Raw genomic sequence first — 13,385 nt, forward strand, 5'->3', positions numbered from 1 at the left:
CGCTCCAAGGCCAAGGAGTTCAGAGTGGCTGCACCGAGTCGAGGATCGCCAGGTTGCGCGCCAGGGTGTGCTCGAGATGGGCCAGCGGCGACTGGGTGTCGATGCACAGGAGCGTCGTGCCGTAGGTGCGTACCTCGCGAATTCGCACGGTCGGGTAGGTCTCCCGGGTGCCGTATCGCATGGCCCGTGCGCTGGCGGACCGGGCCAGGGCTGGGTGATCGATAGGTGTCTCGACACCGAAGCCCTGAAGGTTGACCTCGGCCAATTCTTCCAGCTCCGCCGGGTCCACGTCGCGGACGACCTGCAGGAGAAACTGGTTGCGACAAGGGTTCTTCGACTGCTCCAGCCAATCGATCGCCGGCGCCGCGAACGTCACCGCATCGGCCACTTCGCGCGTGAGCTGCCAGGTCTCCGGAAGCTGGAAGCGAAACCCTTGAGCCTCGACGACATGCAGCGGCACCGCGTAGGACGCTGCCAGCGCACGCAGCGCCAACAAGCCCGGCGTGGCGATCTTGGAGATGGAGGCGTTCTGGGTTCTGGCCAGCTTGTCGTCGAGCCGTTGCAGGGTCGCCGCATCCAGCGGGGCCTGATTGAGGAAGAAGCGCACGCAGTCGTACTCGACCCAGTCGAAACCGTCATCCAGGTGTCGCAGCGCTAGCGGCGCAGCGTCGGCGTACCAGCGATGCGCGATGGCCTCCAGCGCCAGGCTGCCCAGGCGCCGCATGTGCGGCGAAGCCTGATCAAACAACTGGCGGATCAGGGCGAAATCCCGCGCGTCCTCCACCGCTCCGGCCAGCCCCTGGCCGACACGCAACTGCTCGGCGAAATCAACCCTGCCGTCGCCTTCCGCCAGCGCCTCCTCGAACGAACGGATGCGGCGGTTCATCTCCTCGAGTTGGTCAGACATCACCCTCTCGTTGGGCGCGACTGATCCATTGAAAGAAAGCCGCATGTGCGGCCACCACCTCGGGAGGTACGTTTCCGAGCGACAGTTGCAGACGGAAGTAGGCCGCCAGCTGGCGCTCGCCCTCCTTCGACAATGGCGACCCCAGCAGCGTCAGTGGCCGGGCCTGGAGGATCTCGAGTTCGGGGCCGGTCAGCGGCCGCACGCCGTGCCGAGGACCGGGCTCGATGACTTGTCGCAGCAGTTCCAGGCGCGACTCGCCGCTGTCCAGCACATGGCGAATCCTGGCCCAGACCGGGCCGCGGAGCTCGCCCGACGTGAGCTGGGCGAGATTCAGGGCACGGGCGTACGCATAGAACACCAGCACACCGTCGCGTACCGGCCAGCTCGAGGGGATGGGGTCGGTCAGGACGTATTGCCAGACGAGATCACGGCCCCCGGGGCGGAGCGTTTCCCAGACCGGACGAACGAGGTCATCCACGAGGGCGAGGCGTTGCGAGTCCGTCAGCATCGTCGGTCATCCAGGCTCTGGCCGTCGGGCTGCGGCACGTCGCGCCAGCCGTCGGTCCTGTCGTGGCGGTCGACCCCGAAGGACATCCCCCCTCGAAGCCGTTCATCACCGCCACATCGTCGTCGATCTCGCTGAAGAAACAAGCCGCACGGAGTAGCGAGCCGCTTACAGCTCGCGGTCCGCCTCCTCCTGAAAGGCGCGGTACTCGTCGTCTGTCGTGTTCTCCAACGCCTTGGCGTTCAGCTCATGAGGACGGTCAGCGAGGATCTTCCCGTGGTCGCCGGCCCAATCGAAGTTCAGATAGCGATTGTCGAAGAGAAAGTGGATGAACTCCTCCGCCACATAGACGCAGGAGAATTCTCGCAGCAGGTTCATCGCCCGGGTCTCGCAAACTCCATGGTGCTCCTGCTCAACCTGTCCGGCTGTCTGACAGGTTTGAGCAGAGCCCGCCGGTCCGGGGCGACGGCGACCAGGACGGTGCTCAGCGGGCATTCGCGGGGGCCGAGGTAGGCAGCGGCTTGTCCGGGAGTTCGAGGGCGGGGGCGTAGCACTTGCCCTTGCTGTACGCGTAGCCGTTCTCCATGCACACCTCGGCGGTCGTCGCGGGTTGTTCCACCCAGCAGCCTCCGTTGATGGAAACCTGGGTGCTCCCCGGGCAGCGGCCCTTTCCATCGGGTCGGGTCTGTCCGGGGCGGGGCGCGAGGGGAACGGGCTGAGCCACGGGCTTTCGCTCGGCGGAAGGATGGGCGGCTGCGGGAGTGGTGAGCAAGGAGTCGCCCACGGCAGCGGTGCCTGCGTCTGGCAACTCGGCGTCCGCGTTCTCCTGCCCTCGCGTGGACACGGCCTGCACGGTCCACAGGAGGAGCGCGGACAGTCCCACGGCGGCCAGGGCGAGCCATGACTGCCTCCTGCGCACCCGCGCGCGAGACCTCTCGGGAAGACGCTCTTCGGCGACGGCCTCCAGCGCCTCGGCCAGCTCTGCCGCCGTGCCGCGAGCCTCGGGAGACTCCGAGAGCATGCGGAGGATCAACGCACGTAGACGCGGGTCGGGGTTCTCCAATCGCCAGGCACGGGCTTCGTCCGCACGAGTCTCCATCGAGGGCGGATACTCGCCCATGACGAGGCGGTAGGCCGTCACGCCCAAGGCGAAGACGTCATCGGCGGGCGGGGCCGCATAGTGAGCGTCGCGGTCGCCGACGGAGTCGCGCAGGAACCGACACGCCTCGGGAGACCGATAGGCAGAGGTACCGGGAGGCAGGGACTGCCACGTGAGACGGGTGGCGCCCTGGAAGTGGCCCGAGCCGAAGTCGATGAGGAAGGCCCGGCCATCGGAGTGGCGCACCAGAATGTTGCCCCCTTTGACATCCCGGTGAACGGCGTGGGCGTCATGGGTAGCCGCGAGGGCCCGGGCAACCTGGGAGAGGAGCTGACACACCTGCCGGGAGGAAGGGGTGTGGCGCTCCGCCCAGGCATAAAGGGGTGTGCCGTCGATCCACTCCAGGATGAGGTAGGGATGCTCCACTCCAGAGGCATGGCGCAGAACACCGCGGCCGAGCAATCGCGGGACGCTGGCGTGGCGGAGGCGGTCGAGCAACTCCGCCTCGCGCACGAAGCGTGGGTCCCACGGGTACACGGAGAGCTTGAGGGCACCGGGGTCCGTACTCTCCGGGCCGACGGGGAGGACACGGTAGACGACTCCGTAAGTGCCAGCGCCTACCCGCTCTGCCACACGCCAGTCCCCGACCTGCAGCCCAGAGGGAAGCGCCTTGAGGGCACGCTCGTTCGCCATGAAACCCGGAGGCTACGTCACACGTAGGAAGTCGTCACCAGTCGCAGTGCGTAAGGCTCTGGTGCAACCTGTCTGGTTGTCAGACAGGTTTATCCAGTGCCCCTACGCAGGGGTTCAGCCGAGCCCTTCGCTGAAGTCCACCAGCTCGGCCCACTCCGGATGGTCGATGAAGGGGTTGCGGTTGCCCTGGCGCTCGAAGATGGCTTCGTTGCGGTGCCGCTCGTACAGCGCGGGCGGGTCCTCCTGGTGCCAGTTCAGCAGCAACTCCAGCCGGCTCTCGTCGTACTCGGTGGAGGTGCGGTTGATCTCCCCCGGATAGCGCAGCAGGAAGTAGAGCGTCGCCCGCGCCACCGTGCCCTTGCCCCGCGTGGGCTCGAACTTGTTGCCCACCCGCTTGCCACACTCCTCTCGCAGCGCCTCCTCGAAGTCCGGGAAGTCGAAGTACGGCGTGTTGCCTCGGAAGCTGTTGCACCCGGACTCGCACGCGAACAGGTGGTGCAGGTCCCCTCGCATCGGCTCGCGCTTGGCGAACCACGACTGCGGCACCACGTGCTCGCAGTTGTAGGGCAGCGCCGCCTCCAGCAACTCCAGCTCCGCCGTCATCGCCTCCGCGCCCAGCGCGCTCTCGGTCCCCAGCACCTCGCGGAAGCGCGCCGCACGCGCCTCGTCGATGCGCGCATCCTCGCGGATGAAGTCCTCCGGCTCGTACTCCTTGCCCGAGTAGATGCTTCGCAGCAGCCCATCCGGATACAGCTCCACCCACGGGTAGACCTCGCGCATCGGCGCGTAGCGCACCAACGTGCGGTGGGTGCCACGCACCAGCTCGCTCAAGGCCGCGTAGTCCGGCTCCTCGCCGAGCGTCTCGTAGTAGCGCTCCCGCGCCACGCGCGCGGCGGCCTCGTCGAAGTATGGCCGGCTCCGCGACCGCTCCAGCTCACCGAGCGCCGCCTCCAGCATGAGCTCCGAGCCCGTCCGCGCTCGGGCCGCCTTCGCGGGCCTCCGCTTCAGCACATCCTGCGCGGAGACGATGAGCCCCGGCTCTCCTGTCCCCTCTCTCGCGGGAGCCGTCACGCCCGCCAGCCCGATCTGGATGCTCAAGCGCAGCGGCAGCGTCAATGTCGCGCCTCCGTCCGTCAAGATCACCCGCCCCTCCCCTGCCTCGGGCGAGGCGATGATGCGCGGGCCGTCCTCCGCGCGCGCCTGCTCCTGCCTGCCCTCGGAGAGCGGCTCCGCGCCGGTGGGCTCCTCATCCATCATCGGCTCGGACGCCTGGGACTCCATGCGCTCCTGCTGGCCGTTGGGCTTCTTCCCCGTCTTGCGCCGACTGACCGTGGACTCCACCGGCCGCTTGCGCGAACTCGGACGCGCCCGCGCAGAGGCCTCGGAGATTCCCATGGGCTCGAGCAGCTCCGCGCGCAGCTTGCTCGCCGCGGCCGAGAGCGTCTGGGCGCGCACGTGCCGCACCAGGCTGCTCACGCGCGTGCCCTCGTTGGCCTTCCAGTCCAGCAGCGCCGGATCCATCCCCGGCTCCCAGGTCTCGCCCTCCAGCGTGAGCAGGCGCCCGTCCTCCGTGCGCTTGGGCACGCCCATGTGGTGCAGCGCCACCACCTCCCACTGGTCGTTGTACACGGGCGAGCCCGAGGAGCCCGGCGCCGTGTCCGTCAGGTAGTGGCAGAAGTCATCCAGCAGGTCGACGACCTGGTTCTCCCGCAGCGCCAGCTGCTTGGGCTCGCCGTTGGGGTGCTGGATGATGTTCACGTACTCGCCGAGCAGCACCTTGCCCTGCGCTTCGATGAGGCGGGTGAAGCCGAACTCGCTCAGCGACATGCCCGTCAGCGACTCGGGCTTCACCGCCACCAGCGTGTAGTCGAGCTTCACGTCCGTGAGGAAGAGGGCCGCCGGATCCAGCGCGAACACGACCGAGGGCAGCGCGCCCCCATCCAGCCCTGACTGGTAGTTGAACTCGATGCGGCTGTTGCCCGCCTCCGCCGCGGTCCGCAGCACGTGGTTGTTGGTCAGCATCAGCCGGGGCGACACCAGGAAGCCCGTGCCGTAGCCCACCACCCGCCCGCGCGAGTCACCGATGTGGACCCGCCCCACCGAGCGCGACACCTTCAGCCCTCGCTCCAGGAAGCATACGCTCGTCAGGTCGCTGCGCCCCAGCACCCGCTCGTACACCAGCTGCGCCGGCTCGGCGGTCGCGGGGACGATCTTCGTGCGCAGGCTCGCCGTGTCGATGCGCGGCTCGCCGCGCTCCACGCCCTCGATGCCCAGCCGCTTCATCCGCGCGTGGACTCGCTCCGGGCTGTCCACCTCGATGGGCGTGAGGCCCTCGTCCTCGAGCTGATGCAGCACGGTCTCTCGCACCGGGCTCCGCTCGCGGTAGCGCCGCTCGGCCTGCTCGAGCTGCTCGTGGACGCGCTGGTACCACCCCTCGGCGGTCCTCGGGCCGCCCGTCGCCTTCGCCGGAGGCACGGGAACCTCGACACCGCGCCCATGGCCGTTGCCGCGCTCTGCCCCCATGCCAAGCCCCGCCGCATAGCCCGTACCGTCCTTGCGAGGCGGCGTCTCCTCTCTCTTCACGTAGCCCATGGCGACCTCCCAGCGCGGAGCCCTGGTAGGGCTCACCCCCCGGCAGAGGTCTCAAAGGGGAGGATGTGACAGGGGCTAGAAGTCGACGCGCAGGAGAGGCAGGTAGGGAGAGACCGAGGTGGACGTCGCATCCTCCACGGCCGAGTCCGCCGTGGTGGTGAGGACCGGGAATGGCCCCGTGCGCCGCACCGCTCCTGGCAGCATGTCGAGCTGCCAGCCTTCTTCCGTGAGGCGCAGGTAGCCGAGCACCGGCTGGCGCGTGTCCGCCGGCTCCAGGTCCGGGGTGACGATGAGGGCCTCTTCCAGCTCCGTCATGGCCGACGTGCGAGCGCCCGGAGCCGCGGCCAGGGAGACCCCGGGTAAGAGGAGCCCAAGGCCACAGGAAGCCGCGAACAAGCCCATGAGCGCGTTCCGGTTGCGCACCGCAGCGGCCGTCATGCCCAGAGCCATTGTTCGCGACCTCCCTACTCTGGAAACACATGAGGGGGCAGGGAGGTTTCCCAATGCCGGGCCGGCAGCGCGCCACCCGGCGGTACCGGGTTTCATTCCCGGCCGACGCAGGTGCCGGCCGCTTCACCGGTCCCTGGGGAAGGGCGCGGGAGCGACTTTGCGTAGGGCCGGCCTTGCCGGCCTGCCTGCTTCGGTGTGGAGTGCGCCGCCGTGTCCTCACCCGCCTCCGCATCTGCTCCCGCTGCCCCACCCGTCCGGCTGACGTCCGCGCATTTGCGCCGCGTCATTGGAGAGCCTCCCGGCCCGCTCACCGGCTTCCTGGCCAACCTCGTGATGGGGCGGGTAGCGCGCCTGAGCTGGGCCGCACGGGAGCGCCTGGCGCGCTTCTTGGGAGGGCTGGCCTACCGGCTGGGCATCCGGCGCCGCGTCGCGCTGGACAACCTGGCGCAGGCGATGCCGGAGCGCTCCGAGGCGGAGCGGCACGCCATCGCCCGAGGCGCGTACATCACCATGGCGCGCGTGGTGCTGGAGGCGCTGGCGGACACGCACCGGTTGCCGCCGGGCTGGGAGCAGGAGGAGGTGGTAGGCCGCGAGGCGTGGGAGGCCCTCCAGGCGCACGTGGCCACGGGCAAGGGCGCGCTGCTGGTGACGGCGCACTTCGGCAATTGGGAATTGCTGGGGGAGATCCTCATCCGGCGCGGGGTGCCACTCAACGCGCTGGTGCGGCCGCTCAAGGGCGCGCTCAACACGCGCATCGCGGAGAACCGGGTGCGCGCGGGCGCGGGGCTCATCTACCCGAAGGGGGCGGTGCAGGAGACAGTGGACGCGCTGGGCCGGGGCGAGAGCGTGTACATGCTGTTGGACCAGGGCATCCCGAGCAAAGGGGTGTTCGTGCCGTTCTTCGGGCGGCTGGCGTCCACCACGCCGGCGATGGCGGTGGCGTCGCAGCGCACCGGAATCCCCGCGTGGGTGGTGATGGGGGTGCGGGAGGGCGCTCGCATGCGCGTACACATCGAAGGCCCCATTCCTCCTCCGCCGCCCGAGGAGGGCAAGGACACCATCACCGAGCACACCGCGCGCGTCACCGCGGCGCTCGAGCGCGTCATCCGCCAGTACCCGGAGCAGTGGCTCTGGCTGCACCGCCGCTGGAAGTACGCTCCGCCCGCGCCGGAGAGCCCCGCGAGCAGCGGAACCCTGGCACGCTGATCAGTCCACCACCACGCGCCGCAGGTGCGCGCCCAGCCGCGTCACCAGCTCGTAGTGGATGGTCTGCGCCCAGGTGGCCAGCGCCTCGGCCGACACCGACTCTTCACCGTCGTGCCCCAGCAGCGTCGCCGTCACCGGCCGCTCGTCCGTCGTGGCCCGTGTCACGTCGACAATGAGGTGGTTCATCATCACGCGCCCCAGCACCGCGCACCGCCGCCCGTTCACCAGCACGTGCGCCTTGCCCGACACCAGGCGCGGGTACCCGTCGAAGTAGCCCACCGGCAACACCGCGATGCGCGTGGGCTCCGAGCACCGGTACGTACACCCGTAGCCCACGTAGCTGCCCGCCGGCAGCCACTTCACCGCCTGGCTCCGGCACTTCCAGGTGAGCACCGGCTTGAGCGCCGGCACCTCGCCCAACACCAACCGCGCCGACAGCCGCGTCTCTACCGAGGGCCACAGCCCATACAGCGCGATGCCCACCCGCAGCGCGTCGTAGCGCGCCCTCGGCAGCACCAGGCTCGCGGCGCTCGCGGCGATATGCCGCTCCAGCGGCCGCGCGGGTGACAGCTGCGCCACCAGCCGCGCCATCCCCGTCTCGAACGCGTCCAGCTGCGCCAGCGCGTAGCCCTGCTCCGTCACGTCCTCCGTGTTGGCGAAGTGGCTCAGCACCCCCACCACCTGGAGCACGTCCCGGTACTCCGAGAGAAAGCCCGTGTCGCGCGGGAGCTGCTCCAGCGTGAAGCCCTCGCGCCCCAGCCCCGTGTCGATGTGGACGTGGGCCCGCAACGGGCGCTCCAGCTTCGCCGCGCGCAGCAGCGCCCCCGCCTCCTCCCACGAGCGGTCCGCCACCACCGCGTCCACGCCCTCGCGCGCCAGCGCCACCGCCTCCTCCGGCGCCACCGCCCCCAACACGAGCACCTGCCGAGGCGCCAGCCCCTGCTCCCGCTCGAAGGCGCGCACCGCCAGCGCATCCAGCGGATCGATGAGGTACAGCAAGTCCACCCCTGCGTGAACCAGTGGCAGCGTCTGCCGGAAGCCGTGCCCGTAGGCGTTGCCCTTGAGCACCGCCCCCAGCCTCCGCCGAGGCCCGGCGGCCACAGCCTCCAGCGCGCGGAACACCTCCACGTTGTGCCGCAGGCTCGAAGCGCTCAGCTCCAGCCAGGATGCATGGGCCGCGAAACCCGCGCCCGGACCGCCGTGCTCCACGTTCACCTCCAAGGGCCCACCGTGGCCCTCCGCCCGCACCCGCGCGGGCCCTCCGGTCTTACCAGCAACGCGGATGCCAGGGCGCCCCGAAGGCTTCGGCCCCACCGTCCGCCCGAAGGCGAGGCGGGCAGGCCGCGCGCGCGCAACCTTTAGTATACGGAGGGAAGATGCGGACGCTGTTCATCGGAGACGTGCATGGGTGTGCCGACGAGCTGGACGCGCTCCTGAAGGAGTGCGGCTGGCAGCCAGGCGAGCGCGTGGTCCTCGTGGGGGACCTGGTGGCCAAGGGGCCTGACTCCGCGGGCGTGGTGCAGCGGGCGCGCGAGCTGGGCCTCAAGGCCGTGCGCGGCAACCACGACGAGCACGTGCTGCGCTGGTACCAGGGCCAGCAGAAGCCGGGAAAGAAGCTCAAGCCCGAGCACCAGCACGTGCTGGACACGCTGCGCCGGGCCGACTGGGACTACCTCGACGCGCTGCCGCTCTACCTGCGCCTGCCGGACGTCAACGCCCTGGCCGTCCACGGAGGGTTCCTACCGGGCGTCTCGCTCCGGCGGCAGCGCCAGGAACACCTGCTCAACCTGCGCAGCATCGCCTCGGATGGCACGCCCTCCAAGCGGGTGGACGGCGGAGCGCCCTGGGCGAGCCACTGGCGCGGGCCGGAGCTCGTCCTCTTCGGTCACGACGCGGTGCGGGGGCTCCAGCGCCACCCGCACGCCTTCGGGCTCGACACCGGCTGCGTCTACGGCGGCCGGCTCACCGCGTACGTGCTGCCCGAGGGCCGCTTCTACTCGGTGCCCGCCCGGCGCATGTACATGGACATGCACGCCGCCTGACGCGCGCGGGCGCTCACCCCGGCTCCATCCCCGAGAGCTGGCGCAGCCGGGCCAGCAACTGCCACAGGTCGAACGGCTTGTGGAAAAAGTCCACGCAGCCCAGCGCCCCGTCCCGCGCCAGGATGGACTGCGGCACGGCGCTCATGAGCACCACGGGGACGCCGCGAAAGCGCGGGTCCGCCTGCATCCGATGCACCAGCTCGCGCCCGTCCATGCCCGGCATCATCACGTCCACGAGCGCCACGTCCGGCACGCCCTCTTCCAACCGCGAGAGCGCCTCGCGCCCATTGGAAGCCGTCACCACCCGGAAGCCCTCGTCCTCGAGGATTCCCGCCAGCGCATCGATGATGGCGTGTTCGTCATCGACGAGGAGGACCGTCTTCACTTCCGGCTCCCTCGTTTCTTCCGTGTGCGGGAGCCTCGCCCGCCCTCCATGCCGCGTCGCGAGGAGGGCGACAAGCTCGAGTCGGTGAGCACCGCCACCGCGCTGTCGAAGCGGGGGCCGATGTGCAGGCCCTCGTCGTTGATGATGAGCTCGCGCAGCGACGGGTCATGCCCGCTCTCGCGCGTCTTGAGGATGGCGAGCACCCGCCGCAGCTCCCCCTTCCACTCGAGCTGCCGCAGGAAGAGGTGGTTCTCCACCAGCGCCGACAGCCCCTTGACGGGCGTCTCCACCTCCGGACCGAAGAGCACCCGCGTCTCCTCGGTGAAGACCGTCGTCACCTCCATCGCCCGCAGCTCGTTGGTGAAGGCGGCGAAGAAGCGGTTGATGCGCTCGGGGTGAACCGTGGACTCCTTGAAGCCCACCAGCCCGTCGATGAGCAGCCGGCGGATGCCTCCTCGGCGCAGCGCGGCGAGGATCTTCACCGCCAGCGCGTCCAGCACCAGCTCCACCGGCGGCTGCCAGATCATCTCCAGCAGCCCCTTCTTCACCGGCCCCGCGATGTCCAGCCCGATGGACTCGCCCTTGCCCACCAGCCGCGGCGGCGACTCGTAGAAGCCGAAGTAGAGGCTCGGCTCGCCCAGCTGCGCGCCGTGCGCCAGGAACTGCAACCCCAGCAGCGTCTTGCCGCTGCCCGAGGGCCCCATCAGCAGCGTGGCGCTGCCGCGCTGCAGCCCGCCCCGCAACATCTCATCCAGTGTCGGCACGCCCACCGGCGCGCGCGCCTTGTACTCGCCCGGCATGGCGACGGGGTCCGACAGCATCGCCTCCGAGCGCGGGTAGACGGTGATGCCCTGCTGGGAGATTTGGAAGGTGTGCCGCCCGCGCAGGTGCGCGCTGCCGCGGAACTTGCGGACGATGAGCTCGCGCACCGCGCGCACGCCGATCAGCTCGTCCGTCAGCTCGATGAGGCCGTCCACCATGGTGTGCTCGGGGTGGACGTCCTCGGGCGAGTGGCCGTTGGTGAGCAGGAAGGTGGTACAGCCAATCACGCTCACCAGCGTGTTGAGCTCGTGGATGAACTCCTTGAAGGCCAGCTCGTTGGGCGCCGAGGCGCTGGCGCTCACCAGCCCGTCCAGCACCAGCATCGAGGCGCGGTGCTCGCGGATGAGCTGGCGCAGCAGGTCCAACAGCCCCTTGAGCCCCTCCTGGGTGAGCACCCGGTAGGCGCTCACGTAGTGCAGCGCCGAGGCCAGCGGCTCCTCGGTGAAGAAGGCCATGCCGCGCAGGTGCGCCAGCATCCGCCCGTGCGTCTCGGCCAGCAGGGTGACGTAGACGACGCGGCCGCCCTGGGCCACGTGGTGGAAGCAGATCTGGTTGCCGAGGATCGTCTTCCCCGTGCCCGGCATGCCCGCGATGATGTAGGTGCCTCCCTGGAGGAAGCCGGTGTCGAGCACGGCGTCCAGCCCGAGCACGCCGCTGGGGATGCGCTGGAGAGAGGGAGGGGGTACGGCCGTCATCGCGAGGAGCCTCGTGGCCCCGGTGGAGAGAGGCGAGGACCTGCCGGACCCAGTGGGCCAGCCGCCGGGGGCATAGCGGGGCGGGTCACCCCGGCCCACAGGGGGCGAGGCGCGCGCAAGCTAGCACCCAGAGATGCCGAGGTGTGCCGCGGTGAACGACACAGGGCCGAGAAGAATGGCGAGAGGGACGAGAGGGACGAGAGGGACAATCAAGACCGCCTGCCCACCATGAGACAGGCCCTTGGACCAAGGCGCACTTGTTTCTTCAGGTCATCGTCCACCGGTGTCTCCTGGAAAGCAGAGCGCCCTCAGCCCGTAAAACCCCTAGCGATTCCAGAAATAATGGAATAGCGCGACATATTTTCACTCCATGTAATTAAAGTTTTGCTAGAAATACTGTTTCCCAGCTGACGGCACGCGCGACCCCGCGCCGCCGCACAGGAGGCAAACAGTGAAGACCCCGCACACGTGGAGAAGGGCGGCCCTCTTCGGGGCCACGATGTGGACCCTGGCGAGCGGCTGTGGCTCGGCGACGGACACGGACACGCCGGAGGCGACGCCCCCCAGTACGCCCGAGGTAGCGCAGTCGGAGAGCCTCCATCCCGAGCGCCGGGGCATCGGCGCCCTGCCGCTGGAGAAGCACACGGGCCCCTCGGCGATGACCGTCATCGTGGATCCCCGCCGCTCGCTGGTGGTGACGGACCAGGCCATCCTCACCAAGTTCCCCTTCCAGGCGGTGATGAACCAGCTGGTGTCCACCAGCGGGACACCGACGACGGCCCTGGGCCTGTTCAACCAGTGGTGGGACACGGCGCGGGTGGCGCCCGGCCTGGGCCTGGGCCCCAACTGCAACAGCCCGGGCGTGGCCAACATGAACGGCTTCCCGTACACCTGCCCCCGCCCCGAGGGCAGCCAGGCCCTGGTGGATCCGTTCACCAGCGCCACCACCAACCCGAACGCCTATATCGCCCTGGGCCTGTTCAACCGCTTCGACCTGGCGCCGGCCAACGGCGCCAACTGCGGTGAGTACCGCATCGTCTTCGCCAAGCGCTCTGGCATCACCAACGGCGGGGACCGCAACCTCATCATCTTCGAGGCGGTGCTGCCCAACCCCCTGCCCACTCGGGGGCTGGACGGCTGCCGGCCGGTGACCGACTTCTGGACCAGCCTCACGTCGGATCCGGACGTGAACTCGCGCGGCAACCGGCTGCGCGACTTCTACTTCACGGGCATTCCGTCATGGGGAGTCATGCCCGTGCTCCACATCGACAACCTGGGCAACCGGCCCACCGACACCGGCCAGGTGCGCAGCAACCAGTTCATGCAGGCCAACTGGCTGCTGCGTGAGTTCAAGATGCGGCGCGACTGCAGCACCAGCCCCTGCACGCTGCGCTTCATCCCGGTGACGGTGAAGACCAACCCGGGCGGGACGCTCTTCAACCCCGCCTCGGCGCACGCGCTCGCCCCCAACTTCCAGGGCCTCACCTTCCCCGGACAGGTGGCGCCCCTGGCGGTCAATGACATCAACCTCTTCAACATGAACCTGCCGGACGCCTTCAACAGCGGCCAGAGCGACGCGCAGAACCCCCTCGAGAATCAGTACCTGAACCAGTTCGGCGCGGCGCCCAGCCCCTTCCGAACCAACATCCAGACGGCGCTGACCGCCATTCCCAGCACGCTCACGCCGGACCAGGTGGTGGCGCGCTCCCTGGCGCTGTCCTGCGCGGGCTGCCACCAGTTCAGCAACGGGGCGAACCTGGGCGGCGGAATCCTCTGGCCCTTCTCGCTGCGCTTCGTCCACATCTCCGAGCAGACGGAGCCGGGCCCGCACGGTCCGCGCCACCAGATCTCCCCAGCGCTCACGGGCACCTTCATCCCGCACCGCAAGGCCGTGTTCGAGACCTTCATCAACTCCTCGTGCGGCGACGCGGTGTGCTCCGCCTGGGAGACGCACGCCTCCTGTAGCGCCGACTGCCCGTAGCCCCCGTG

At 69.5% G+C, this 13,385-nt stretch carries 12 protein-coding genes; 3 read left to right on the forward strand and 9 right to left on the reverse strand.

The window, feature by feature from the left end; translation table 11 throughout:
- Positions 1-19: 19 nt before the first annotated feature.
- The 6 genes from SYV04_RS27565 to SYV04_RS27590 form a co-directional block, all read right to left on the reverse strand.
- The gene (locus SYV04_RS27565; RefSeq protein WP_321548905.1) at positions 20-907 is read right to left on the reverse strand and encodes a hypothetical protein; all 888 of its coding nucleotides are present in this window, start codon (positions 905-907) and stop codon (positions 20-22) included.
- On the reverse strand, positions 900-1,415 hold the full coding sequence (locus tag SYV04_RS27570) for a hypothetical protein (RefSeq protein WP_321548906.1): 516 nt from the start codon (positions 1,413-1,415) through the stop codon (positions 900-902). The genes SYV04_RS27565 and SYV04_RS27570 overlap by 8 nt, the downstream gene beginning before the upstream one ends.
- Positions 1,416-1,580: 165 nt before the next feature.
- On the reverse strand, positions 1,581-1,790 hold the full coding sequence (locus tag SYV04_RS27575) for a hypothetical protein (RefSeq protein ID WP_321548907.1): 210 nt from the start codon (positions 1,788-1,790) through the stop codon (positions 1,581-1,583).
- A gap of 106 nt (positions 1,791-1,896) precedes the next feature.
- Positions 1,897-3,204 carry a serine/threonine-protein kinase gene (locus SYV04_RS27580; RefSeq protein ID WP_321548908.1) on the reverse strand — a complete coding sequence of 436 codons (1,308 nt, stop codon included), beginning with the start codon at positions 3,202-3,204 and terminating at the stop codon, positions 1,897-1,899.
- A 114-nt stretch (positions 3,205-3,318) separates the two neighbouring features.
- A complete protein-coding gene (locus tag SYV04_RS27585; protein ID WP_321548909.1) occupies positions 3,319-5,796 on the reverse strand; it encodes an endonuclease in 2,478 nt (825 codons plus the stop codon).
- A 75-nt stretch (positions 5,797-5,871) separates the two neighbouring features.
- Positions 5,872-6,246 (reverse strand): type 1 glutamine amidotransferase family protein, encoded by a 375-nt coding sequence (locus SYV04_RS27590; RefSeq protein WP_321548910.1) that lies wholly within the window; start codon positions 6,244-6,246, stop codon positions 5,872-5,874.
- A 210-nt stretch (positions 6,247-6,456) separates the two neighbouring features.
- Here SYV04_RS27590 and SYV04_RS27595 point away from each other — a divergent pair, with 210 nt between their 5' ends.
- Positions 6,457-7,452: a lysophospholipid acyltransferase family protein gene (locus tag SYV04_RS27595; protein ID WP_321548911.1), complete on the forward strand. Its 996-nt coding sequence runs from the start codon at positions 6,457-6,459 to the stop codon at positions 7,450-7,452.
- Here SYV04_RS27595 and alr read toward each other — a convergent pair whose 3' ends face one another.
- Positions 7,453-8,667, reverse strand: coding sequence for an alanine racemase (alr, locus tag SYV04_RS27600; protein WP_321549047.1), 1,215 nt, complete (start codon positions 8,665-8,667; stop codon positions 7,453-7,455).
- Between the two features lie 161 nt (positions 8,668-8,828).
- Between alr and SYV04_RS27605 the strand changes: the two genes are divergently transcribed.
- The gene (locus SYV04_RS27605) at positions 8,829-9,494 is read left to right on the forward strand and encodes a metallophosphoesterase (protein WP_321548912.1); all 666 of its coding nucleotides are present in this window, start codon (positions 8,829-8,831) and stop codon (positions 9,492-9,494) included.
- A 13-nt stretch (positions 9,495-9,507) separates the two neighbouring features.
- Here SYV04_RS27605 and SYV04_RS27610 read toward each other — a convergent pair whose 3' ends face one another.
- Entirely contained in the window at positions 9,508-9,879 is a 372-nt protein-coding gene (locus SYV04_RS27610) for a response regulator (RefSeq protein WP_321548913.1), read from the reverse strand.
- On the reverse strand, positions 9,876-11,396 hold the full coding sequence (locus tag SYV04_RS27615; protein ID WP_321548914.1) for an ATPase domain-containing protein: 1,521 nt from the start codon (positions 11,394-11,396) through the stop codon (positions 9,876-9,878). Before SYV04_RS27615 ends, SYV04_RS27610 begins: the two co-directional genes overlap by 4 nt.
- A 451-nt stretch (positions 11,397-11,847) precedes the next feature.
- Here SYV04_RS27615 and SYV04_RS27620 point away from each other — a divergent pair, with 451 nt between their 5' ends.
- Positions 11,848-13,377 (forward strand): hypothetical protein, encoded by a 1,530-nt coding sequence (locus SYV04_RS27620; RefSeq protein ID WP_321548915.1) that lies wholly within the window; start codon positions 11,848-11,850, stop codon positions 13,375-13,377.
- Positions 13,378-13,385 lie beyond the last annotated feature (8 nt).

Source organism: Hyalangium ruber, assembly GCF_034259325.1.
GTDB classification, from domain to species: domain Bacteria; phylum Myxococcota; class Myxococcia; order Myxococcales; family Myxococcaceae; genus Hyalangium_A; species Hyalangium_A rubrum.

Bases quoted from the DNA above. Each gene is read 5' to 3' on its own strand.
- SYV04_RS27565 (WP_321548905.1), bottom strand. From the start codon at position 907: ATGTCTGACCAACTCGAGGAGATGAACCGCCGCATCCGTTCGTTCGAG.
- SYV04_RS27605 (WP_321548912.1), top strand. From the start codon at position 8,829: ATGCGGACGCTGTTCATCGGAGACGTGCATGGGTGTGCCGACGAGCTG.
- SYV04_RS27590 (WP_321548910.1), bottom strand. From the start codon at position 6,246: ATGGCTCTGGGCATGACGGCCGCTGCGGTGCGCAACCGGAACGCGCTC.
- SYV04_RS27615 (WP_321548914.1), bottom strand. From the start codon at position 11,396: ATGACGGCCGTACCCCCTCCCTCTCTCCAGCGCATCCCCAGCGGCGTG.
- SYV04_RS27570 (WP_321548906.1), bottom strand. From the start codon at position 1,415: ATGCTGACGGACTCGCAACGCCTCGCCCTCGTGGATGACCTCGTTCGT.
- SYV04_RS27580 (WP_321548908.1), bottom strand. From the start codon at position 3,204: ATGGCGAACGAGCGTGCCCTCAAGGCGCTTCCCTCTGGGCTGCAGGTC.
- SYV04_RS27585 (WP_321548909.1), bottom strand. From the start codon at position 5,796: ATGGGCTACGTGAAGAGAGAGGAGACGCCGCCTCGCAAGGACGGTACG.
- SYV04_RS27575 (WP_321548907.1), bottom strand. From the start codon at position 1,790: ATGAACCTGCTGCGAGAATTCTCCTGCGTCTATGTGGCGGAGGAGTTC.